The sequence below is a fragment of the Pseudomonas sp. 20-5 genome (assembly GCF_056782835.1).
In genome coordinates this window covers 2,941,555-2,962,680 of sequence record NZ_CM165584.1, presented here as the reverse complement: position 1 = coordinate 2,962,680, position 21,126 = coordinate 2,941,555, and the positions used below count along the sequence as shown (strand labels likewise).

Annotated in this window: 17 protein-coding genes; 7 read left to right on the top strand and 10 right to left on the bottom strand. The window is 69.1% G+C overall.

Going from position 1 to position 21,126, the window contains the following annotated elements:
* Window positions 1-402: 402 nt before the first annotated feature.
* From AC1RB9_RS13650 to AC1RB9_RS13620, 7 genes are all read left to right on the top strand, one after another.
* Window positions 403-1,638 carry an SfnB family sulfur acquisition oxidoreductase gene (locus tag AC1RB9_RS13650; RefSeq protein WP_003106870.1) on the top strand — a complete coding sequence of 412 codons (1,236 nt, stop codon included), beginning with the start codon at window positions 403-405 and terminating at the stop codon, window positions 1,636-1,638.
* Window positions 1,639-1,648: 10 nt separating this feature from the next.
* Window positions 1,649-2,866 carry an SfnB family sulfur acquisition oxidoreductase gene (locus tag AC1RB9_RS13645; RefSeq protein ID WP_003117854.1) on the top strand — a complete coding sequence of 406 codons (1,218 nt, stop codon included), beginning with the start codon at window positions 1,649-1,651 and terminating at the stop codon, window positions 2,864-2,866.
* 17 nt (window positions 2,867-2,883) lie between these two features.
* Window positions 2,884-4,272, top strand: a complete 1,389-nt coding sequence (locus AC1RB9_RS13640) for an LLM class flavin-dependent oxidoreductase (RefSeq protein ID WP_003450926.1) — start codon at window positions 2,884-2,886, stop codon at window positions 4,270-4,272.
* 31 nt (window positions 4,273-4,303) lie between these two features.
* Window positions 4,304-5,098, top strand: a complete 795-nt coding sequence (locus tag AC1RB9_RS13635; protein WP_003450929.1) for a MetQ/NlpA family ABC transporter substrate-binding protein — start codon at window positions 4,304-4,306, stop codon at window positions 5,096-5,098.
* On the top strand, window positions 5,095-6,204 hold the full coding sequence (locus tag AC1RB9_RS13630) for a methionine ABC transporter ATP-binding protein (protein ID WP_010895607.1): 1,110 nt from the start codon (window positions 5,095-5,097) through the stop codon (window positions 6,202-6,204). The genes AC1RB9_RS13635 and AC1RB9_RS13630 overlap by 4 nt, the downstream gene beginning before the upstream one ends.
* On the top strand, window positions 6,188-6,841 hold the full coding sequence (locus tag AC1RB9_RS13625) for a methionine ABC transporter permease (protein WP_003111646.1): 654 nt from the start codon (window positions 6,188-6,190) through the stop codon (window positions 6,839-6,841). Before AC1RB9_RS13630 ends, AC1RB9_RS13625 begins: the two co-directional genes overlap by 17 nt.
* Before the next feature lie 177 nt (window positions 6,842-7,018).
* Complete coding sequence (locus AC1RB9_RS13620) at window positions 7,019-8,146, top strand: glycerophosphodiester phosphodiesterase (RefSeq protein ID WP_003122702.1); 1,128 nt, start codon at window positions 7,019-7,021, stop codon at window positions 8,144-8,146.
* Between the two features lie 65 nt (window positions 8,147-8,211).
* On the opposite strand, the gene zapE is transcribed toward AC1RB9_RS13620, so the two are convergent.
* The 10 genes from zapE to AC1RB9_RS13570 form a co-directional block, all read right to left on the bottom strand.
* Window positions 8,212-9,366, bottom strand: coding sequence for a cell division protein ZapE (zapE, locus tag AC1RB9_RS13615; protein WP_003450933.1), 1,155 nt, complete (start codon window positions 9,364-9,366; stop codon window positions 8,212-8,214).
* Window positions 9,367-9,537: 171 nt separating this feature from the next.
* Window positions 9,538-10,668 (bottom strand): sigma-54 interaction domain-containing protein, encoded by a 1,131-nt coding sequence (locus tag AC1RB9_RS13610; RefSeq protein WP_003111445.1) that lies wholly within the window; start codon window positions 10,666-10,668, stop codon window positions 9,538-9,540.
* Window positions 10,665-11,849, bottom strand: coding sequence for an acyl-CoA dehydrogenase family protein (locus AC1RB9_RS13605; RefSeq protein ID WP_003104714.1), 1,185 nt, complete (start codon window positions 11,847-11,849; stop codon window positions 10,665-10,667). The genes AC1RB9_RS13610 and AC1RB9_RS13605 overlap by 4 nt, the downstream gene beginning before the upstream one ends.
* Before the next feature lie 29 nt (window positions 11,850-11,878).
* Window positions 11,879-13,024 carry an FMNH2-dependent alkanesulfonate monooxygenase gene (gene ssuD / locus AC1RB9_RS13600; RefSeq protein WP_003450936.1) on the bottom strand — a complete coding sequence of 382 codons (1,146 nt, stop codon included), beginning with the start codon at window positions 13,022-13,024 and terminating at the stop codon, window positions 11,879-11,881.
* A gap of 9 nt (window positions 13,025-13,033) precedes the next feature.
* A complete protein-coding gene (gene msuE, locus AC1RB9_RS13595) occupies window positions 13,034-13,594 on the bottom strand; it encodes an FMN reductase (protein WP_003089470.1) in 561 nt (186 codons plus the stop codon).
* Between the two features lie 159 nt (window positions 13,595-13,753).
* Window positions 13,754-14,020, bottom strand: coding sequence for a hypothetical protein (locus tag AC1RB9_RS13590; protein WP_003104712.1), 267 nt, complete (start codon window positions 14,018-14,020; stop codon window positions 13,754-13,756).
* Window positions 14,021-14,255: 235 nt separating this feature from the next.
* Window positions 14,256-15,341 carry a sigma-54 interaction domain-containing protein gene (locus AC1RB9_RS13585; RefSeq protein WP_003115339.1) on the bottom strand — a complete coding sequence of 362 codons (1,086 nt, stop codon included), beginning with the start codon at window positions 15,339-15,341 and terminating at the stop codon, window positions 14,256-14,258.
* Window positions 15,342-15,450: 109 nt separating this feature from the next.
* Window positions 15,451-16,551, bottom strand: coding sequence for a type VI secretion system protein TssA (gene tssA / locus AC1RB9_RS13580; RefSeq protein ID WP_003117861.1), 1,101 nt, complete (start codon window positions 16,549-16,551; stop codon window positions 15,451-15,453).
* Window positions 16,548-20,363, bottom strand: coding sequence for a type VI secretion protein IcmF/TssM N-terminal domain-containing protein (locus AC1RB9_RS13575; protein WP_003450941.1), 3,816 nt, complete (start codon window positions 20,361-20,363; stop codon window positions 16,548-16,550). Before AC1RB9_RS13575 ends, tssA begins: the two co-directional genes overlap by 4 nt.
* Window positions 20,360-21,118 (bottom strand): DotU family type IV/VI secretion system protein, encoded by a 759-nt coding sequence (locus AC1RB9_RS13570; RefSeq protein ID WP_003104706.1) that lies wholly within the window; start codon window positions 21,116-21,118, stop codon window positions 20,360-20,362. The genes AC1RB9_RS13575 and AC1RB9_RS13570 overlap by 4 nt, the downstream gene beginning before the upstream one ends.
* Window positions 21,119-21,126: the final 8 nt, after the last annotated feature.

Here is a 21,126-nt window from a genome sequence, read left to right as displayed (position 1 = left end):
ATCCGAGTGGGTGGACGCGCGCCAGGCCGCCGCGCGCGAAACCCTATCACCCTAGCAGCACGGCGCTGGCGCGCGGCATCCGGCTGTAATCCGCCGGTAACTGTTGCCCTGGCAACAGCGGAGCAACAGGCAGCGCCCGCGGACCAGCAGAAACTGTTGGAGAAAACCTCCAACTCTTTGATTTTTCTATGGATTAGCAAACGGCACGGCTTGTGCAAACAGACCCGGCAGAGGCTTGGCGATCGCGCCAGCCACCTATCCGAACTGCCAGAGGTGCCCAGCGAGCATGTCGTTACCGCCTGTTTCCCCTCCCTCCTCCAGGCGTTCCACCCGCACCACCGAACCCGCGAGCCGCGCCACACCGATGCCGCTGGCGGAACCACCACGCTGCAAGGCTGAACCATGACCGACGAAACCGCACCCAAGGATCTTCGTGACCAGGCGCCCCGGCTACTCCCGGCACGCCTCATCGAGAACGACGCCCAGGCGTTGCAGGCCGCCCACGAGGTAGCCGGACTGGCCCGTCGCGAAGCGGCGCTACGCGACCGCGAACGACGCCTGCCCTGGCAGGAACTGGAACTCTTCACCCGCCTCGGCCTGGGCGGCATCGGCATTCCCCGCGCCCATGGCGGCGCGCAGGTTTCCCACGTGACCCTGGCCGAGGTGTTCCGCGTCATCTGTGCCGCCGACCCGGCCCTCGGACAGATTCCGCAGAACCAGTTCGGCCTGCTCAGCGTGATCGACAACGTCGCCAGCCCGGCGCAGAAACGCAAGCTGTTCCGTGGCATCCTCGACGGCCGCCGGCTGGCCAACGCCGGCCCGGAGCGCAATACCCGCCACACCCTGGAGCTGAAGGCGCGGGTCCGTCGCGACGGCGACGGCTACCGGGTCAGCGGCGAGAAGTTCTACTCCACCGGCGCCTTGTTCGCCCACTGGGTGGCGGTCAAGGCCATCGACGAGGAAGAACGCGCGGTGATGCTCTTCGTCGAGCGCGGCGCTCCCGGCCTGCGCATCGTCGACGACTGGTCCGGCTTCGGCCAGCGCACCACCGCCAGCGGCACGGTACTGCTGGACGAGGTTCCGGTAGCCGGCGACATGCTGATCCACAACGGCCTGCTGGCCGAGATCCCGAGCCTCCAGGGCGCCGTCTCGCAACTGATCCAGGCCGCCATCGACGCCGGCATCGCCCAGGCGGCGCTGGACGACGCCCAGGCTTTCGTCCGCGAACGCAGCCGGCCCTGGATCGACGCCCAGGTCGAACGCGCCAGCGATGAGCTCTACAGCATCGCCGAGGTCGGCCGCCTGCAAATCGAGCTGCACGCCGCCAACGCCCTGCTGGAGAAGGCCGGCCAGGTCCTCGACGAAGTGGCCGCGCGGCCGGTGGACGCCGAGTCGGCGGCACGCGCCTCGATCGCCGTGGCCGAGGCCAAGGTGCTGAGCACCGAGATCAGCCTGGCCGCCAGCGAGAAGCTCTTCGAGCTGGCCGGCAGCCGTGCCACGCTCGCCGAGTTCAACCTCGACCGGCACTGGCGCAACGCCCGCACCCATACCCTGCACGACCCGGTGCGCTGGAAAGTCCACGCGGTCGGCGACTACTACCTGAACGGCGCCCGTCCGGCGCGTCACTCATGGATCTGAGGAGCGCCCGATGAGCCTCGCACACGCTACGCGCGACAATCCCACGGCCGCTGCCCATCGCATCGGCAGCGACGACGAAGCCCTGGAAACGGCCCGCGAGCTGGCCGCCCTGTTCGCCCGCGAAAGCATCCAGCGCGACCGCGAGCGGCGCCTGCCGCTGGAAGAACTGGAACTGTTCTCCCGCTCCGGCCTGTGGGGCATCGCGGTGCCCCGCGAATACGGCGGGGCCGGCGTCTCGCGGGTGACCCTGGCGAAGGTGGTGGCGATCGTCAGCGCCGCCGACAGTTCCCTGGGGCAGATTCCGCAGAACCATTTCTACGCCCTCGAAGTGCTGCGGGTGAACGGCTCGCCGGCGCAGAAAGGTCGCCTGTTCGGCGCCGCCCTGGCCGGCGAGCGTTTCGGCAACGCCCTGGCCGAGATCGGCACGCGTACCGCCAGCGAGCGCCGTACCCGCCTGCGCGCCGACGGCGACGGCTACCGCCTGGACGGGCGCAAGTTCTACTGCACCGGCGCACTCTACGCGCAGCGGGTGCCGACCCTGGCGGTGGACGACGAGGGCCGCCAGCAACTGGCCTTCGTCCCGCGCGACAGCGCCGGGCTGGAAATCGTCGACGACTGGTCCGGCTTCGGTCAACGCACCACCGGCAGCGGTTCGGCGCTGTTCGACCGGGTAGCGGTGGCCGCCGAGGACGTGGTCTCGTTCCAGGACGCCTTCGAGCGCCCGACCACCGTCGGCCCGCTGGCACAGATCCTCCACGCGGCGATCGACGCCGGGATCGCCCGCGGCGCCTTCGAGGACACCCTGCGTTTCGTCCGCGAGCGCGCCCGGCCCTGGGTCGACTCCGGCGTCGACAAGGCCAGCGACGACCCACTGACCATCCATGAGATCGGCCGCCTGGCGATCCGCCTGCACGCCGCCGAAGCGCTGCTGGAGCGTGCCGGGCGGGTGCTCGACCGGGCCACCGCCGAGCCGGACGCGGAAAGCGTGGCGGCCGCCTCGATCGCCGTCGCCGAAGCCCGCGTGCTGACCACCGAGGTCGCCCTGCTGGCCGGCAGCAAGCTGATCGAGCTTGGCGGCAGCCGCGCCTGTCTCGCCGAACTCGGTCTCGACCGCCACTGGCGCAACGCCCGCGTACACACCCTGCACGACCCGGTGCGCTGGAAGTACCACGCGGTCGGCGACTACTACCTCAACGGCCGCCTGCCGCCACGCCGCGGCACGCTCTGAACGCCGAAGGAACCGCCATGAGCAAGAAGCAGATTCTCCTAAACGCCTTCAGCATGAATTGCGTCGGCCATATCAACCACGGCCTCTGGACCCACCCGCGCGACCGCTCCAGCGACTACCGCAAACTGCGCCACTGGACCGAGCTGGCCCGGCTGCTGGAGCGCGGCCTGTTCGACGGCCTGTTCATCGCCGATATCCTCGGCGTCTACGACGTCTACCAGGGCGGCATCGAGGTGACCGCCCGCGAAGCCGTCCAGTTGCCGGTGAACGACCCGCTGATGCTGGTCTCGGCCATGGCCGGGGTCACCGAGCACCTGGGTTTCGGCGTCACCGCCAACCTCACCTACGAGGCGCCCTACCCGTTCGCCCGGCGGCTCTCGACCCTCGACCATTTGAGCGACGGGCGGATCGGCTGGAACATCGTCACCGGCTACCTGGAAAGCGCGGCCCAGGCCATGGGCCAGTCCGCGCAGATCGAGCACGACCGCCGCTACGACCGCGCCGACGAGTACCTGGAGGTCCTCTACAAGCTCTGGGAGGGCAGCTGGGAAGACGACGCGGTGCTCGCCGACCGCCAGCGACGGGTCTACGCGCGGCCGGAGAAGATCCACAAGATCCGCCACCATGGCGAGTTCTACCAGGTCGAGGGCTACCACCTCGCCGAGCCCTCGCCACAGCGCACCCCGGTGCTGTTCCAGGCCGGCTCCTCGGAGCGTGGCCTGGCCTTCGCCGCGCGCCACGCCGAATGCGTGTTCGTCTCCGGACAGACCCGCGAGGCCACCCGCCAACTGGTGCAGCGCATCCGCGCGGCGGTGGTCGGCGCCGGCCGTCGCGCCGAGGACATCAGGATCTTCATGGGCATCAACGTGATCGTCGCAGCCACCGCGGCCGAGGCCCGCGACAAGCATGCCGAGTACCGCCGCTACGCCAGCCCCGAGGCCGGCCTGGCGCACTTCGCCAGCTCCAGCGGCATCGACCTGTCGCGCTACGGACTCGACGAGCCGATCCGCTACGAGAAGAACAACGCCATCGAGTCGGTGGTGAAGAACCTCACCGTGGCGCGCACCGACTCCACCGTGCGCAAGCTCCTCGACCAGTTGGCCCTGGGCGGCCGCTACGTGACCCTGGTAGGCGACCCGCGCCAGGTCGCCGACGACCTCGAAGGCTGGATCGCCGATACCGGCCTGGACGGCTTCAACCTGACCCGCACCGTGGAGCCGGAGAGCTACGCCGACTTCATCGACCTGGTGGTGCCCGAGTTGCAGGCACGCGGTAGCTACAAGACCGCCTACGCACCCGGCACCCTGCGGGAGAAGCTCTTCGGCGGCGGCCGCGCGCGCCTGCAGGCGGAACACGCCGGCGCCGCCTTCCGCCAGCCCCCGGCCGCGCGCCAGCGCCAGGCCTGACCCCACTTTCCCTTTCGTTCAGGAGCCCACCATGCTGAACACCCTGAAAACCCTGAGCCTGGCCGTCCTCCTCGGCAGCGGCCCGGCCCAGGCCGCCGACGCCCCGCTGAAGATCGGCACCACCGCCGCCTTCGCCCCGCCGCTGGAAGTCGCCGTGAGCGAAGCCGGCAAGCAGGGACTGAAGGTCGAACTGGTCGAGTTCAGCGACTGGAACGCCCCCAACATCACCCTCGCCCAGGGCGACATCGACGCCAACTACTTCCAGCACGTGCCCTTCCTGGAAAACGCCAACCGCGAAGGCGGCTTCCAGTTGAAGCCGTTCGCGCCGGGGATCATCAACAACGTCGGGCTCTATTCGAAGCGCTACGCCAGCCTCGCAGAGTTGCCGGAAGGCGCCAGCGTGGCCATCGCCAACGACCCGATCAATGGCGGCCGCGGCCTGCAACTGCTACAGAAGGCCGGCCTGCTGAAGCTCAGGGACGGCGTCGGCTACAAGGCGACCCTCGACGATATCGTCGACAACCCGAAGGACATCCGCATCACCGAGCTGGAGGCGGTGCAACTGGCGCGCGCCCTCGACGATTTCGACCTGGCCCAGGGTTACCCGCACTACCTGCGCCTGGCCGGGACCATCGACCCGACCCGGGCACTGCTGTTCGACGGGATCGACAACCGGGAATACGTGATCCAGTTCGTCACCCGCGGCGACTACCAGGACCGCGATGGCCGCCTGGCGCACTTCGTCGACATCTACCAGCATTCACCGGTGGTCCGCGCCGCGCTGGACAAGGCCCATGGCACGCTGTACCAGCCGGGCTGGGAGTGACGGCCATGACCGTTCCCCCGAGCCTGCTGCCCCTCGAACCGTTCCCGACGGCGCCCGACACGCGCGCCTCCACGCCGCACATCCGTCTCCACGGCCTGGGCAAGCGCTACCCCGGTGGAGTCCAGGCCCTGCGGGAGATCGACCTGGAAATCCGCCGCGGCGAAGTGTTCGGCATCATCGGCCGCAGCGGCGCCGGAAAGTCCTCGCTGATCCGCACCCTCAATCGCCTGGAGCGTCCCAGCGAGGGGCAGGTGCTGATCGACGACGAAGACATCGGCGGCTACGACGGCCAGCGCCTGGTCGCCCTGCGCCGACGCATCGGCATGATCTTCCAGCACTTCAACCTGATGTCGGCCAAGACCGTGCGGCAGAACATCGCCCTGCCGCTGCGGGTGGCCGGGGTGCCCCGGGCACGGATCGAGGAGCGGGTCGCCGGGCTGCTGCAACTGGTCGGCCTGGAGGAAAAACGCGACGCCTATCCGGCACAGCTCTCCGGCGGGCAGAAACAGCGCGTCGGCATCGCCCGCGCGCTGGTGCACCAGCCGCAGATACTGCTCTGCGACGAAGCCACCTCGGCGCTGGACCCGGAGAGCACCCAGGCGATCCTCGCGCTGCTGCGCGACATCAACCGCCGGCTGGGCCTGACCATCGTCCTGATCACCCACGAGATGGCGGTCATCCGCGAGATCTGCGACCGCGTGGTGGTCCTCGAATGCGGCCGCATCGTCGAACAGGGCGAAGTCTGGGAAGTCTTCGGCGATCCGCGCCATGCCGTCACCCGAAGCCTGCTCGGCAGCCTGCGCGCCGCCCTCCCGGCCGACCTCCAGGCGCGCCTGCGCCAGGCTCCCGGCGCCGGCGACCCGGTGCTGCTCGATCTCCAGTACACCGGCGCCAGCCGACGGGTGCCGGACCTGCTGGCCATCGCCAGGGCCATCGGCCAGCGCGTCGACCTGCTCCACGGCGGCATAGAGCGTATCCAGGGCCGCGCCCTGGGGCGCCTGCTGCTACAGGTCGGCGCGCCGCCCGGCGAGCTTCCCGGCGTGCTGGCCAAGGCCGCGCTGGTGGCGGACAAGGTGGAGGTGCTCGGCCATGTCGCCCATGCTTGAACGGCTCTGGCAAGGTTTCCTCGATACGCTGCTGATGATCGGCGCGTCCTCCGCCATCGTCCTGCTGGTGGGTATCCCGCTGGCCCTGGTGCTGGTCACCACCGGGCCGGGCGGGATCTTCGAGGCGCGCCTGCTCAATCGCATCCTGGGCGGTCTGGTCAACGTGCTGCGCTCGGTACCCTTCCTGATCCTGATGGTGGCGCTGATTCCCTTTACCCGGATGATCGTCGGCACCAGCTATGGAGTCTGGGCCGCGGTGGTGCCGCTGACCATCGCCGCCACGCCGTTCTTCGCGCGGATCGCCGAGGTCAGCCTGCGCGAAGTCGACCACGGCCTGGTGGAGGCGGCCCAGGCGATGGGCTGCGAACGCCGCCACATCATCTGCAACGTACTGTTGCCGGAGGCGCGACCGGGCATCGTCGGCGGCTTCACCATCACCCTGGTGACCATGATCAATTCCTCGGCCATGGCCGGTGCGATCGGTGCCGGCGGCCTGGGCGACCTGGCCTACCGCTACGGCTACCAGCGCTTCGACACCCAGGTGATGCTCACCGTGATCATCGTCCTTGTGCTGCTGGTCACGTTGATCCAGTTCGGCGGCGACCGCCTGGCCCGCCTGCTGAACAAACGCCTGTAGAATCCGCCCTCCCGGCCTGGGAGGGCTGGCGCTTTGCCGAGGGCGACAGGAACCAGCGTCGCCGCGACAGCGCATCTTTCCCCGCGCCGGACAGACCTGTATCTGTCGTCCTCCGGTCATCCGGCGACGCCAGACTGGTCGGCAATCCCGTGAAAAAGAAAGAAGGAAAGGCGCCTCATGCGGCAAAGATTCTGGCAAGGAACATTCAAGACCCTGGGCCTCCTCGGCCTGACGGCGGGGCTCGCCGCCCAGGCCGCGGAGCCGTCCGGCAAGGCCCTCAGCGCCGCCGCCGGCGTGCCCTGGCCGGCGGTCATCGCCCACCGCGGCGCCTCGTACGACGCCCCCGAGGAAACCGCCGCGGCCTACCTGCTGGCCCGCGACCTCGGCGCCGACTACCTGGAAGCCGACGTGCAGCGCAGCCGCGACGGCGTGCTGGTCGCCCTCCACGACGACACCCTGGAGCGCACCACCGACGTCGCCGAGGTCTTCCCGGAGCGCGCCAAGGACCCGGTGAGCAGCTTCACTCTCGCCGAACTCAAGCGCCTGGACGCCGGCTCCTGGTTCAATCGCGCCTTCCCCGAGCGCGCCCGGCCCGGCTTCGTCGGCCTGCGCATCCTCACCCTCGACGAGATGCTCGACATCGCCGAGGGCGGTGCCAACAAGCCGGGCCTGTACCTGGAGACCAAGGTACCGGCGCAATTCCCCGGCATCGAAGACGACCTGCGCAAGCTGCTGGAACGCCGCGGCTGGCTGCAACCCCGCGAGCGCGCCGCCGCCGGGCATGTCGACGTGGCCCACGGCAATGGCCGGGTGATCCTGCAGACCTTCGAGAAGAGCAGCCTGGAACTGCTGCAAGAAAGCATGCCGCAAGTGCCGAAGATTCTCCTGCTGTGGCTCGGTGACGGCTACCTGGAAGCCCGCTCGCCAGTGACCTTCAAGGAATCCGGGGAAACCGACAAGGCGGCCTTCTACGCCAGGCAGGAAGTGAAGTCCGAAGCCGAGTTCGGCGCCTGGCTGGACTGGGCCAAGGCCCACGGCGCGCTGGGCACCGGGCCCTCGGCGACCCTCAGCGAACGCGGCGAACAGAGCTACGCCGACCTGGTGAAACCCTGGATGAACCGCATGACCCACGCGCGCGGGTTGTTCATCCATGCCTACTCGGTGGACTCGGCGGAAGACTTCAAGGCCCTAGGCGCGGCCGGCGTCGACGGTTTCTTCACCAACCGCACCTCGGAACTGCTGAAGTTCCAGGGCCGCCCGGCGGCGCAAGACATGGACGCGCTGCTGCGCCGGCACGGCTACTGAGCCTCGGCCTGGCCGGCGGATGAGCGCGGGCGGCCATCCGCAGTTCCCGCTTCGGCGGCGCGGCGCTAGCCGGCGCTGTCGCTGCCGAAGCGTGCCAGCTGCATCTCGCGCAGCCGGCTGAGGGTGCGACGGAAGGCGAAGGCCAGGTAGCCCTCGGTATAAAGTGCCTCCAACGGCACCCTGGCCTCCAGGTAGAGCGGCACCTTGCGGTCGTAGCATTCGTCCACCAGGGCGATGAAGCGCCGCACGCCGTCGTCGTGCACCGACAACTGCGGCAATTCGCGATCACCCGCCTCCACCAGTTGCGCGCCGTCCTCGGTGCCACGGGCTATGCGGCCTTCGCGCTGGCCGGCGCTCAGGCACGGCAGGTCGTCCATCAGGATCGCCCGGTAGCGGTCGCAAAGGCCGATGAAGTCCAGCGCCGACAGCGGCGCCTCGCAGAGCTGCGCATAGCTGCACCAGAGCACCGATTCGCTGTGCCGGTGCACCGCCAGCGGGCGGTGCCCCAGTTCGATGGGCTGCGTGGATGCCGCTTCGCCGGCACTCAGGCGCGCGAAGAGTTCGGCGAAACCGCTCGCCTGCCCCGCCTCCACCACCCAGTAGCGTTGCTCGGCCCGGCCGGGATGCAGGCGGTGGTCCTGGCCGCCATCCACCGCGACCACCGCCATGTGCCGCTGGATCGCCTCGATCGCCGGGAGGAAGCGTTCGCGGTTGAAACCGTCGGCGTACAACTGCTCCGGTGGCTGGTTGGAAGTGGCCACCAGCACCACGCCCTCCTCGAACATGATGCGCAGCAGGCTGCCGAGCAGGATGGCGTCGCCGATATCGCTGACGAACAGCTCGTCGAAGCACAGCACCCGCACGTCCCGCGCCAACTCGCGGGCCAGGGCGCGCAACGGGTCGGCTGTACCGGTCAGTTCGAACTGGCGCTGGTGCACCCATTGCATGAAGTGGTGGAAGTGCTGGCGCCGCGCGGGCACGCGCAGGCACTGGTAGAAGTGATCCATCAGCCAGGTCTTGCCGCGTCCTACCGGTCCCCACAGGTAGACGCCCTGGATCGCGCCGTGGCGGTGAGCTTCGTGCAGGGCCTGGAAACAACGCTCCAGCGCCTCGGCGGCGCGCCGCTGCGCCTCGTCGGGAGCGAAACCGCGCTGTTCCACGGCCTGGCGATAGACGGCGAGCGGCGACATGGCCGGCAGATCGGGAGAGGTATCGGGCATCGGGCAGTTCCACCTGGCGCAGAGCGCGGAGCCAGACGCTCCGCAAAGCGCCGAGTCTACTGCGCCCGGCTGGGTTTGGGCGAATGCCGCAGCGCCGGCACGGCGGATAGTCGCGGGAGGTTGGCCGAATAACCGCTTGCGCTTACCCGCCGCGATCCCGAGCGCCTGAACTCAGATCGACAACCGCACCGCCCGCTCGCCATCGATCCGCTGGCCACCGCGCTTGTTCACCACCAGTTCGCCGATGGCGATCAGCCGCGTGCGCGTGACGTTGCGGCTGAGTCCCAGCAGGTTGGCGGTATGCACCTGGTTGCCGTGGCAGAAACGGTACGCCGCGCGCAGCAGGGCATCTTCGACCCGCCCATGGAGGTTCTCGCCCTGCTCTTCGAACAGACGCTGGAAAGCCTGCTGCAACAAGTGCTCGGCGGCGCCGCTCGCCGGGCCCCCGCGCGCCAGCTCCTCGCCACGCTCCAGGCGCAGGTTGGACAGGTGCAGGTCATCCGCGCGGATCAGCCCGTCGCGGCAGATCAGCAAGGTATGGTGGATGACGTTCTCCAGCTCGCGGATGTTCCCCGGCCAGGAATAGGCACGCAACTTCTGCGCCGCCTCCGGGCTCAACTGGCTCTGGCCGTAGCCCAGGCGACGGCTGTATTCGGCGATGAAGTGGCGGGTCAGCGGCAGGATGTCGCCGGGTCGCTCGCGCAACGGCGACAGTTCGAGACTGACGACATTGAGCCGGTAGTACAGGTCCTCGCGGAAGTGCCCGGCATTGATCGCCCGCTCCAGTTGCACGTTGGTCGCCGCCAGCACGCGCACGTCGATGGGGATGCTCTTGCGCGACCCCAGGCGCACCACCTCGCGCTCCTGCAACACGCGCAGCAACTTGACCTGGATCGGCATCGGCAGGTCGCCGATCTCGTCGAGGAACAGGGTGCCGCCGTTGGCCTCCTCGAACCAGCCGGCCTTGGCCGCCAGGGCGCCGGTGAAGGCGCCCTTCTCGTGGCCGAACAGCTCGGCTTCCACCAGTGACTCGGAGAAGGCCCCGCAGTTGACCGCCACGAACGGGCCGTTGCGCCGCGCGCTGAGGTTGTGGATATGCCGCGCCACCAGTTCCTTGCCGGTGCCGGTCTCGCCGATCACCAGCACGCTGGCCTCGCTCGGCGCCACCTGGCGCAGGTGTTCGAGCAGGGCCTGGGACTTCGGATCCTCGAAGACCTGGGCGGTGGCGCGGATCGAGGTCGCCAGGTTCGGCGAACGTGGCAGCGTCAGCAGCCGGTCGGGAGTACGGGTAGAAGCGTTCATGAGTAGAAGGTCGGTTGCGGCGGTGACTGGTTCAGCGCCCAGTCGCCCAGCTCGCGGATCTTGTAGTCCAGCGGGTCGTGCAGGGTCTGGGTGCGCAGGTTGCGCCAGTAGCGGTCCAGGCGCAGGGCGGCGTGAGTGGAGCGGGCGCCGGTGACTTCGAACATGCGGTTGCACAGGTCGAGGCCGTTGCGCGTCGCGGCGACCTTGGCGGCGGCGATGGCCAGGGCCAACTGGCCGCGCTCGCTGGCGTCCAGCGCCGGGCCCTTGGACCAGGCGGCGTCGAGGCGCTGCGCGGCGCGCTCGACCAGCGCCCGGGTGCTTTCCAGGCCGACCCAGAATTCGCCGTAGCGCGCCAGCACATAGGGGTCGGCATTGGCCTCGGCGACCTCGGAGCGGAACCACGGTCGCGCTTCGCGCAGGGTGTACTGGCGAGCCTCCTCGAAGGCGCCTTCGGCGATGCCGAGGAACACCTCGGTGAAGATCAACTGGGCGATCAGCGGCCGCAGGCAGGCGAACGGCGTGCTCAGCGGCCCGGGATCGAGCAGCAACTCGCTCTCCTCCACCCGCACCCGCTCGAAGATCGCGCTGCCGCTGTCGGTCTGCCGCTGGCCCATGTTGTCCCAATCCTGGCCCAGGCTGATACCGCTGCGCGCGGTGGGGATGGCGGCAATCAGCAGCGCCCCGCCCTCGCCGTCCAGTGCCGAGGCGATGAGCATCTCCGAATCGCGGGCGCCGGAGCAGAAGCTCTTCTTCCCGGAGAACTCGCGCCAGCCGTCGAAGCGCCGGGCCACGGTACGGTTGTCCAGCGGGTTCAGCGCGTTGCCCCAGAACCAGCGGTTGCGCGCGGTCAGCTCGAACCACGGCTGCCATTGCTCGGGCCGCGAGAACAGGCGCACGGTGGCCAGCATCAGGTGCTGGAAGCCATAGACGTGGGCGATCGAGCTGTCGACCCGGGCCAGTTCGCGCACGGTTTGCAGGGTTTCGCTCCAGCTCGCCCCCAGGCCGCCGTATTCGCGCGGGATGATCAGCGACAACAGGCCGCTGCGGCGCAACGCGTCGCGCTCGGCCTTCGGGGTACCGCCGGCGACGTCGCGCTCGGCGGCGTTCTCGGCGAAATCGGCGGCCAGGCGCCGGGCGATCTGCAACGGCGTTTGCGCCTCGGGGCGGGTCTTCGCATTCACAGGGGGTTTCTCCTCGGGGGCCCGGCTGCTCAAGCGCCGGCGCGAGCCGGCAGCACGTCGTTGGCGATCATTTCGCCGAACGGCCCGGTCAGGTTGGTCAGCCCACGGCCGGCCAGGCTGGCGTAGGGTTCGGGCAGCAGCGGGAAGACCAGTTCGGCGAAGCGGTAAGCCTCTTCCAGGTGCGGATAGCCGGAGAAGATGAAGCTGTCGATGCCGAGCTCGGCGTATTCCCCGATGCGCTCCGCCACCTGCCGCGGATCGCCGACCAGCGCGGTGCCGGCGCCGCCGCGCACCAGGCCGATCCCGGCCCAGAGGTTCGGCTGGATCTCCAGGCGATCGCGGCGGCCGCCGTGCAGCGCGGCCATGCGTCGCTGGCCTTCGGAGTCGAAACGGGCGAAGGACTGCTGCGCGGCGGCGATGGTCTCGTCGGAGATGTGTTCGATCAGCCTGTCCGCGGCGCGCCAGGCTTCTTCGGCGGTTTCGCGGACGATCACATGCAGGCGGATGCCGAACTTCACCGTACGCCCATGGCGAGCCGCTCGCTGGCGCACGTCGGCGATTTTCGCCGCCACCGCCGGCAACGGCTCGCCCCAGGTCAGGTAGACGTCCACCTGTTCGCCGGCCAGTTCGTGGGCGGCCTCCGAGGAACCGCCGAAGTACAGCGGCGGATACGGCCGTTGCAGCGGCGGATAGAGCGCCTTGGCGTTCTCCACGTGGATGTGCTTGCCGTGGAAGTCCACCGCCTCGCCCTGCAGGACGCGCCGCCAGACCCGAAGGAACTCGTCGGTGACCTCGTAGCGCTCGGCGTGGCCGAGATGGATGCCGTCGCCGCGGTTCTCGTCGGGATCGCCGCCGGTGACCACGTTGATCAGCAGGCGCCCGCCGGACAGGCGGTCGAGGGTCGCCGCCATCCGCGCCGAGACGGTCGGCGAAACGATTCCCGGACGGATCGCCACCAGGAAGCGCAGGCGCTCGGTCAGCGGCGCCAGCGCCGAGGCCACCACCCAGGAGTCCTCGCAGGAGCGTCCGGTGGGGATCAGCACGCCGTGATAGCCAAGGCTGTCGGCCGCCTGTGCCACCTGCTTCAGGTAAGGCAGCGAGACCGGCCGCGCGCCCTGGCTGGTGCCGAGGAAGTGGCCATCGCCGTGGGTCGGGAGGAACCAGAACACGTTCATCGGCGCACCTCAGGCGATCTTCAACAGTTCGGAGCGTCCGCCGAACAGCGGCGCGGCGCGCTCGGCGGCGAGGCGGATGCGCGCCTTCAGCGGCTCGCTGACGATCCGGTAGTTGTCGAAGTCGGCCTCGCTGGCGTAGACCCCGATGGGCAGGGTGATCGCCTGGAAGAAGCTGAACAGCGGGCGCAACTGGTGGTCGAGGACCAGCGCGTGGCGCTCGGTGCCGCCAGTGGCGGCGAGCAGCACCGGGGTGTCGATCAAGGCGTTGAGGTCGATCAGGTCGAACAGGTGCTTGAGCAGGCCCGGATAGGAGCCACGGTAGACCGGCGAGGCGACCAGCAGCAGGTCGGCGCTTTCGATCTCGTCGAGCACCGCCTGCAGTTCCGCCGGCGCCTGGTTGCGCGCCAGGGTAGCGCCCAGCGGCGCGGCGATGTCGGTCAGCTCGATGACCCGGCTGTCGATCGGCAACGACTGGCCAAGCTCGGCGATCAGGGCCTGGGTGAGTACCAGGGTGCGGGACGGGCGATAGGTGCCGCCGGAGACGGCGACGACTTTGAAGGGGCTGGTCATGGGATTTCCCTGTGGACTGTTGCGCTAGGTGCAGTGCCCTGGAGCAAGGGCCGTACCAACGGGGAAATGTGCATTTTCCGGGCAGTTGCGGCGGGTTTCCGGCCTCGGCCTGTCAGCCACGCAACAGCGCTGCTGTCCGACTGTTGCCCGGGCAACAGTTCAGTTCAGCTTGTAGGCCTGGAGCAGGAATATCTGGAATGCCCGCGCCGAATGCTGGTCGCCCGGCGGCAGAACGAACGGCGGCAGGCGCCCCTTGCGGCGCTTGACGTCGGCCCAGCGCTGGCCATTGCGCGAATGGAACTGGCAGAACGGCTGGTCGCCCAGGTAGAACACCCCCGGCCGCGGCTCGCGGATGCGCGGCCAGCGGCGCAGGCAATCCAGCAGCGGGCCTAGGTCGGCGAGTTGTTCCGGCGAACAGTACGGCATGCAGCGATCCTCTTCGCCGGGTCGGGAAACCAAGGTTGCTGTGACTGGAGGACCAGGCGGACTCGGCGCCGCCGGGAAAGCGGCTACCGGGAGCGAGCGACACAGGCGAGCGGAGCGAGGCATGGCGACGTCCCTGGTCCGGCCAACGAGATTCACCGCTCCGTTGTAGAACAGCCGCCGTCCGGGTTCTTGCCGGTTTTGTGGGGGAATTGTGAAAGACTGTAAAGCGCCACGCTCACTTGCCCACCAGCGAGACCACGTTGTGCCGTGGCGAGGTTTCCAGCTCGCCGATCTTCTCCAGGCGGGCGCGCACGATGTTGCGGCTGATCCCCAGCAGGCGTCCGGTCTGCAACTGGTTGCCGTGGCAGAAGCGATAGGCGGCACGGAACACGGTTTCCTCGATGTGCTCGTAGAGATCCTCGCGGTTTTCCTCGAACAGCGCCTGCAGCGCCGCCTCCAACGCCGAGCCGGCGGCGCTTTCGGGAGCGCGGCGCAAGCCGTTCGGCTCCTGGCGCGCACGCATGTCGATGAGGTGCAGGTCGGCCGGCTGGATCAGACGGTTGCGGCAGACCAGCAGCGCGTGGTGGATGGCGTTCTCCAGCTCGCGGATATTGCCCGCCCAGGAATGCCCGAGCAGCTTGCGCTCGGCTTCCGGGCTCAGGCTCGCGCTGGTGTAGCCGAGGCGCCGGCAGTGCTCGACGATGAAGTACTCGGCCAGCGGCAGGATATCGCCGCGGCGCTCGCGCAACGGCGGCAGTTGGATGGTCGCCACGTGCAGGCGGTAGAACAGGTCCTCGCGGAAGTGTCCGGCGACCACCGCGTCGGCCAGGTCGACGTTGGTCGCCGCCACCAGCCGCACGTCGATGGGGATCGGCCGGCGCGAACCGAGCCGCACCACCTCGCGTTCCTGCAGCACGCGCAGCAGCTTGACCTGGATGCTCGGCGGCAGGTCGCCGATCTCGTCGAGGAACAGGGTGCCGCCGTTGGCTGCCTCGAACCAGCCGGCCTTGCTCTGCAACGCACCGGTAAAGGCGCCCTTCTCGTGACCGAACAGCTCGCTCTCCACCAGGCTCTCGGCGAAAGCACCGCAGTTGACCGCGACGAACGGGCCGCCGTTGCGTCCGCTGAGGGCGTGGATATGGCGCGCCACCAGCTCCTTGCCGGTGCCGGTCTCGCCGATGACCAGCGCGTTGGCCTCGCTGGGCGCCAGGCGCTCGATGCGCTCCAGCAGCTCGCGGGAACGGGGGTCGTTGAACACCAGCACGGTGGCGCGCACCGATTTGGTCAGCTCGCGGGCGTGGGGATGGGTGATGACGGACATGCTGGGTTCCGAGCCGGGGAATGTGCGCCCATCTTGCCCCAGGAACCCATAGATTAAAAAATTCTGAATTCGTATTTATATATTCGAATAAAAAATATAACCCCGCTCATTAGGGCAGTACGCCAAGCAGCGACCAGACTCGGCGCGCCTCCGAGTCCGCATTGATCAGCTCCGCCAGCAACTCGCTCAGCGGCTTGTTGCCCCACTCCACCGCGCGCTTGATCAGGTAGGGAACCGGGCTGTGCGGCTCGGTGCGCGCCAGGTAGTCAGCGATCAGCAGCAATTGCCGGTAGGCGTCCTCGCGACTGGTCGGCGCGCCAGCCGGCCCGCTCGGCGCGCTCGCCGGGACGCTTTCCTCGCCGTCCGCGTCGCCTTCGCTGGCATCCGCCTCCGCGACCGGGGGCTGTTCTTCGGACAGCGGCGCTTGCGGGTGCATGGCGATGAACTCCTTGAGCAAGGCCAGCCATTGCGCGATGACCTCGCGCAATGGCTGGCAACTGGGGGCGAGTTCGCCCAGGCAGCGGTCGCACCACTGTTCCAGGCGCTGTAGTTGCTGCTGGCAGGCGAGCAGGCTGGCCTGCTTGCGCTGCCATTGCACCAGGGGCTCCGCGCGCAACGCTTCGTCTAGCTTCTTCTGCTGAAGTTGCGCCGCTTCCAGCGCCGCCTTGGCGCTCTTGCTGTCGCCGCTGGCGACCTGCTGGCGCTGCAACCTCTGCCAGGCATAGAGGGTGATCTCGGCGAACGCGCCCTGCCCCATCAGCGGCAGGCGCGTGTGCAGCAGCTCGGCATAGCGGCGCAACAGCCAGTCGATGGGCGGCACCCGCCACGACTGGTCGCCGTCCTGGGCTTGCGGATGCACCTCCTCGGGGTAGCGCTCGCAGAGTTCCGCCAGCAGCACCAGCGCGCGCTGCAATCCGCCCAGCCCGCCGCGTTGCAGCCAGGCCTCGCCGAGCCAGGCGGCGAGCATCAGGTCCTTGCTGCGCCGCTGCAACAGTTCGCTGGCCAACTGCTCCACCGCGGCCCAGTCGGCGCGCTTGGCCTCCGCTTGCCAGACGCCGGTCGGCAGGCTGCTGTCGTCCTCCCGGCGCAACTCGCGCAGGCGGTCGTAGTCCGGGTCGTAGCGCAGGCTGGGGCCGCACGGCTGTCCGGGGTCGATCGGTTCGAGCAGCACTTCCAGGGACAGGGCGTTGCCGGAAAGAGGCAGGGTCATGGGGTACCTCCGGTGCTGGCGACGGTGGCCGGCAACAGCGTCGCGAACGGCGATTGCGGCGCGCGCACCGGCAGCGGCTGGATGGACAGCGGGGTCTTGCCGCCCAGGCTCATCAACGACAGGCGGAGGAACATCCGCGCCTCGTTTTCCGGGCTGTAAGGCGCATACACCGGCAGTTGCAGGACCAGCGGAAACTCCGTGTAGTCGACGTTCGGCGGGCGCTGCCGGGAGAAGTGCGCGCGCATCATGCGCAACAGCGCCCAGGAGCCCTGGTAGCTCCAGCCGGCCTCGAGGTCGGCCACCGCCAGGCTGGCCTGGCGCGGGTCGTCTGCCGGACGCTGCGAGCCGTTCTTCGCCCAGCGCAGCATGATTTTCAGCGGATCGCCGACATTCCAGGTCAGGCCCTTGTCCTGCGCGCCGGGGAAACGGCTTTCCTGGTCGCCCGAGTACAGGCTCCAGGCGATCACCTGGTCGGCGCCGCGTTCCAGGCTGCGGTCGCTGCGCCAGTCGATGTCCAGGGCGACGCCGAGCAGGCCCGACTTGTCGCGCTCGAACAGCGGGCCGAGCCAGCGCTGCGCCTGCTCCAGGCGGCGGACGAAGTCCTCGGCGGCCGGCAGGTCCGGCGAGCGAACCTGGGCCAGCCCTTCGCGCACCTGCGGCAAGCGCGTCTCCATCAGTTTCAGCAGGTGCCGCACCCGCCCCGGCTCGGCATCGGCCGCTTCCAGGCTGTAGGCGAACGGGAAGCGTCCGGCGAGGTACTGGTTGAAGTAGTCGGCGAGGTCCTTCCAGGCCTGCGCCGCCTGCTGCTGTTGCAACGACTGGCAGCGCCCGAGCGCGCCCTGGCGCAGGTCCACCAGGCGCGTCGCCAGGTCGCTGCGGCTGGACGGCAGGAGCACGCCGTTGAGAATGTCGGCGCAACTGCCGATGTCCATCTGGTTGAAATCGTTACCCACCAGCTTCGCCAACTGCGCCGCGGTGCTCGCCGGGTTGTCGGCCTTGAATTTCTGCAGTTCGGCGTTGAGCGCGCTGAAGCGCACGAACGCGTTGTAGTCGGCGGTGGCCAGGCTGGATTGCTGCGCCTGCAACCACTCCAGCGCCGGGGCGTGGCGTTCGGCGACGGCCGCCATGGCATTGAACTGGCTGTTCAGGCTTTGCTTCAGCTCGGCACTGTCCTGGGCGCGGAACATCTGCAGGCCGAAATTCGGCGCGCCCGACCAGCGGCTGAAATCGACCGGCTCGCGCAGCACCGCCTGCTCGTCGATGTCGCGCAGGGCCTGGCCGATATCGGCCACGGCCAGCGCGTTGAGGCTGAGCAGCAGGCGCGCGCCGGCCTGCAGGTCCTGCAACTCCAGCAGCGCCGCCTGCAACACCTGGACCTGCTTGACCTGCACGTCGAAACGCGAGGCATTGCGACTGGCCAGGCTACGACTGCGCGGCCCGAGGCTTTGCCACATGGCCTCGGTCGCCGCGCTGGCGGCGGCGTGCAGGACCGAATAGCGATAGCGCGGGTTGAGCGATGGCAGGGTGCTCTCGTAGTAGCCGGTGAAGTCGTTGAAGAAGCTCAACGCCTGAGTCACGCCGATATCGTCGATGCTCAGCAAGGAGTGGTCCGCCAGTGTCTTGTCCGCCAGGGCCACGGAGACGAAGTCCTTGGTCTTCAGGTCATCGATGGCGCGTTTCAGACCGAGCAGGTCATCGGCCAGCTTGAGCGTCGCCCCCTGTTTCACCAGCAGGCCGTCGCCGGCAGCCTCCGGAGGCGCGATCCATTCGCTGCGAAACTGCTGCTGCAACTGCACGGTGAGGTTCTGCAGTTCCTCCACGCGGTTTCCCAGCAAGCTGCTTTGCTGGGCGCTCTTGAGCAGGTTCTGGTAGCCAGGGACGAGATCCTGGCCGACGCCATTGCCCCAGATCAGGTTGATGCGGTTGACCTGTTGCTGCAGGTGGTTGATCAATTCGCCGATCCCCAGCAACTGGGCCGCCGTGGCGTCTCGTTCCTGGCCGAGCTGCGCGAGTTCCTGGGTCAGGGCATTGCCGGTGCGTTCCAGGCTGTCGGTGAGGAAGTAGGCGTTCAGCCAGCGTGCCATCAGGTCATGGAAGTTATCCGCCGCCGTGGCGGCGACCCGGCCCAGGTCGAGGGCGGCGAGATCGGCCGGACGCTCGGCGAACAGCGTGCGGTTGTAATAGGCCAGGCGCGCCAGGCTGCCGGCGTTGTAGCTGCTGCCCAAGGCATCGTTACTCAGTTGCAGAAGGTCGTCGAGCGGCGTCCTGCGGTTGTCGATGGCCTGGGCGAACAAGCGATTGTGGCGCTCCAGCGTAGTGGCGCGGGCGACCAGGTCCTTCGCCGCCAGGTAGTCCTTCCACTGGCTGGGGTCGTCGCCCTCCTTCAGGCCGGGTTGGCCATCGCTGCGGATCGCCCGCAGGTCGCGCGCCTCGCCTTCCAGCAGGCTGCGCAGCGGTCGCACCAGCAGGCGCTCGGAAACGCGGCGATACGCGTTGTCGATACGTGCATCCAGGGAGGAAAACCAGGAACTGGGAAACGCCAGCGAAGTGAAGCGCCAGCGCGGCGCCTGTGACACCAGTTGCCACCAGGCCTGGACGTTCTGCCGGACCTGGGCGGCGCGCCGAGTGTCGTCGTCGAGCGGCTGGTAGCGCTCACTGGCGCCATGCAGCAGTTGCGACAGTTCACCGGCGTCGCGCAGCGCGTCGCGCCAGACCCAGGTCATCAGGCCGCCCCAGAGCAGGCACAGGCACAACGCGGCGAGGCCGATCCCGCGCTGCCAGCGCTGGCGCAGCTGGAGGATGCGCGGCACCGCCTGGGCCAGGCCTTCCTCGGCAAGGATCCGCCGTGCCCACAGTTGGCTGGCGAAGCTGCTGCGCCGACGCGGCGCGTCGACCGCCGGCAGGACATCGTCGGCTGCCGCGCCCGCCGCCTCGCTGCCGCTCAGGTAGAGACCGCGAAAGCGCGGCGCCTCGCCCCTGGCGTTGCCCTGGAAGACCGGTTCGAGCAGCGCCTGCAACGAACCGCGGAGGCTTTCCAGGCGTGGCGGCAGGCAATACAGCTCATTGTCCACCTGGCCGCGCAAGGTACCGAGTTCGACGATCGACTCGGTCAGGGTGGCGGTGATTTCCTCCAGCGCCTGCTCGCACCAGCGCGACTGCCAGGCCGCTTCGGCGGCGAACGGCGAGGACCAGCCGAGGGCGCGCTCGCGCGCCTCCTCGGGCAGCGCCGCGAGAAGTTCCTGGAAACCCGGCAGGTCTTCCAGGCCAGTGATCACCACGTAAACCGGCAGGCTCAGGCCAAGGCGCTGGGTCAGTTCCACGTAGCGACGGCGCGCGGCGAGGCCGAGGTTGGCCGCCTGCTCGCCATCCTGCAGCCGCGCCAGCGGAATGTTCCAGACCACCCCGTCCAGCGCGCGCCTGCCGCGCAGGCGCAGGAAAAGACGCAACAGGCGCAGCCAGGCGCCGCTTTGCCGGCGCAGGCCCTCGTCGGGCAGGAACACCGACTCGGGCACCAGCAGGATCGCCCCCTCGCCGTCCGACCACCAGCGGCCGAACCAGGCCGGACGCGCCACCGGCAGCAGGCGCCAGGTGGCGCACAACTGCTCGCCCTCGGTCTCGTTGCCGAGCATCAGCAGCCAGGGCGCTTCGTAGCGGCCCTGCCAGCCCTGCTCGCGCTCCATCTGCCGGACCGCCGCGTAGAAGCTGCGGATCTCCGTACCACCGCGGGTTCGCCACCACCAGCCCAGCGCCCCCAGCAGCAGCGCCAGCAGCACCAGGAGGAGAACCAGCATGAACAGGGTCGCGCCGCTCATGGCGCCTGCTCCGCATCGGCCAGGTGGGTCACCGCCGCCATTTCGTGCTGGATGTCGCGCCAGAACAGGTGTCCGATACCGCTCATCAACAGCACCAGCCCGAGCACCGCCAGGCCCAGGCGGAAGCCGTCCGGCAGCGCTGCGCGCACCGGCAGACGCCGTGGCGGCGCAGCGGCGGGCTGCTCAAGGCGACGGCCGAGGTCGGCGGCGTCCGCCTCGCGCTGCCAGGCGAAGGCGAACAACGCCTGCCGCCACTTCTCGTGCAGCGCCTCGCCGCGCGGCCCGCGCAGGCGACCGCGGAAGCCGAGGATCAGGCATTGCAGGTAGACGTTGGCCAGGTCGCGACTGGCCGGGGCGCGTTCGTCGAGCAGGCGCTTGATCGCCAGCGGCAGGTATTCGCCCGCCTGGCGACTGCCGTAGAGATGCGACTCCAGCGGTTTGTCCTGCCAGGCGCCCTGCCCCGGCCAGGCGCTGAAGACCAGGGTCTCGTCGACCAGGGCGACGAAGGCATAGACCATCGCCTTGACCTGCACGCCCGCCGCGTCGCCGACGCTGGCGAAGGCGCTGCGCCACAGACGCCGGGTGATGCGGGTGGACAGTTCGAGGGCGCGCTCGACCATCCGTGGCACATCCTGGGCGTCCCGGTCGAGGGCGCCCCAGGCCTCCAGCCATTCCTGCCAGGCCTGGCGGAATGCCGTGCTGAGCGGCTGCTCCTGGTACGCCTGGGAAAAAGGCCCTGCACTCCCTTCGGGCATTGGCGGCT